This is a genomic window from Bacteroides sp. NSJ-48, assembly GCF_014287405.1.
GTDB classification, from domain to species: domain Bacteria; phylum Bacteroidota; class Bacteroidia; order Bacteroidales; family Bacteroidaceae; genus Bacteroides; species Bacteroides stercoris.
The window spans coordinates 1-2,386 of the sequence record NZ_JACOOD010000098.1; the positions used below are offsets into that span (position 1 = coordinate 1).

General features: G+C 40.4%; 2 pseudogenes. One reads left to right on the plus strand and one right to left on the minus strand.

The window, feature by feature from the left end:
- Positions 1 to 285 precede the first annotated feature (285 nt).
- Positions 286 to 836: pseudogene (locus H8S52_RS19550) on the plus strand (aldo/keto reductase); the annotation flags it as partial.
- Between the two features lie 195 nt (positions 837 to 1,031).
- Here H8S52_RS19550 and H8S52_RS19555 read toward each other — a convergent pair.
- A pseudogene (locus tag H8S52_RS19555) lies at positions 1,032 to 2,270 on the minus strand (hypothetical protein); the annotation flags it as partial.
- Positions 2,271 to 2,386 lie beyond the last annotated feature (116 nt).

Here is a 2,386-nt window from a genome sequence, read left to right on the forward strand (position 1 = left end):
TTGATACGCAAATCGGTGACAAACGGTGCAATAGCATCTCTCATATGTTAAATCTTACTCTTTCACGGGTAATGATTTGCAAACCATTCTTCTTCTTAAATCCGCTTTTCTTTGCGTTTCCCGATTTTTCGGCTTGTCATCATTTGACACCGTAACAACTCTGATATTAAGTCGTTTAGCGTCATTTCTCCCGTTTTTCGAGGTTATTCCAGAGATTTTATGTATTTTTGCTTTCATTGTTTTTACAACCTTATATAATGTAAAGTCTAACTAAAACCAACAGACATGATAAATCCCATCTATTCTCCCGCCCCCGGCAGATACGAAAACGGTATGAAATACCGCCGTTGCGGAAAGAGCGGCATCCTTCTACCTGAAATATCTTTAGGACTATGGCACAACTTCGGCGATGTCAATACTTTCGCCAACTCGCTATCAATGGCACATTATGCATTCGACAAGGGTATCACCCATTTTGACCTCGCCAACAATTACGGTCCTTCCTGCGGCTCTGCAGAAGAAACATTCGGTATGATTATGAAGAAATCATTTATGCCCTACCGGGATGAATTATTTATTTCTACCAAAGCGGGACATGAAATGTGGCCGGGTCCTTACGGTGATTGGGGTTCCCGAAAATCACTGATGAGCAGCCTCAACCAAAGTTTAAAGCGGATGAACCTCGAATATGTAGACATCTTCTATACCCACCGTTACGACCCCAACACCCTCTTGAAGAGACACTTCAAACACTCGTTGACATCGTACGGCAAGGTAAAGCGCTATACATCGGCATTTCCAAATACCCTAAAGACAAAGCAGAATTAGCATATAAATAACGTGAGTTCGACAAATTCACGTGTTGTTTAAAATCTAACTGCAAAGATAGTACACTTTCGAATATTAACATAACATACCCACAGGCTTTTCGGACTGACCCAAGAAAAGCCGGTTCATAAAGAGATATGACCGGCCTTTCTTAACTTTTACATCAAAAATATAAATGTATTATTTCTCAATTTGTAACAACATTACTTTTGAACCACAATTTTCAACTTACAGGTGCGTCCGTAAAGCAACGCCACACCATCGTAAGTAAGTCCGGCTATGCCAGCTCCCGAATAGGCCGGACCTTTACCTCCCACAACTCCTGTAGGAGTAGCTATTTTACATCCTCCGGTAACTAACGCATCTGCATCGTTTGCGGCTTCAATAACATGAATAACACCATATTTACCCGCTGCAGTAACAAAAGCAATATAGGTATTATCCTTGATCTGCAAACTACAAGGATCATTCGGGTATCCATCAGAAGCATTGACCCTTTGCATTAACATATCAGCACCCTGTGTAGTCATACTTTGCAACATATTCAACGCTTCAAAAGTCTTGGCGTCAGGAACCGCACTCTCCACCATCACATCAACGCCAAGCTCAGTGACCTTATCCTCAGGTATAAGAGTAAACATCGTTCTGTTCGTAGCAACGCCTACCGGTTTGATCCAGTTATCTACATCATAACGCCGTCCCACCGGTCCTCCATTAATTCTTGATGCACTGACATAAGAGAAACCTCTATTTTTAACGGCAACAAACTCCGGATTTCTCCATATATTGACGAAAGCAAAATCTACACTGTTTGCCTTTGAGCCATATCCTTTAATTTCCTTCAGGCTTAATACATGTTTCTGCACACCTTGTACCATTATTCCCTCTATGGAGAAAATATAAGGTTGATCCGGTTCTGTTGAATGTTCCCATTCGGGTGCCATTTCTATATTGTTGAAAACAAGCGCAACATTATTGTCAACCCCCTCAAGACCTTCGATATTGATAATTTTTTCCTCTCTTCCTCCCTCTATATCTTCCACCACAATCTTGATTCCATTGGTATCTTTATTATCTACGACAGTTTTCAGGATAAATTCCATTTCCAACGGATTGCCAGACACCGGAATAGTCGTATATTCCTTCAGGTCACCCAGTACTTTATTGCACAACGTATGTTTTACAGACTTAATACCTACGGCAGAACGAATCACTACAGACAGAGAAACCTCTTCATCGGGTACTAAAACAGGGAAATTCGATGGTTCTGTGAATATCTGAGATGGAAGTTTGGTTATCTTTTTAATAGGTATTACCTTTTGTGACGTTTTTGTCAAAACGTCCGTCGATGTCACCAATATCCCGACTGCTTCACGCGTGTTGACCTTGACATTCAAATCAAATTCAAGTGTCATATCAGTTTGCAAAGTATCTATCTTTAGGGACATTCATTAAATATTACAAAATTAGCCAACTAATTCATACACAAATTATTGCGAATTAGTTGGCTTTTTTGTATCTTTAGGTATTCCCCCGAAAACAAGGTTTGACGGCCAAA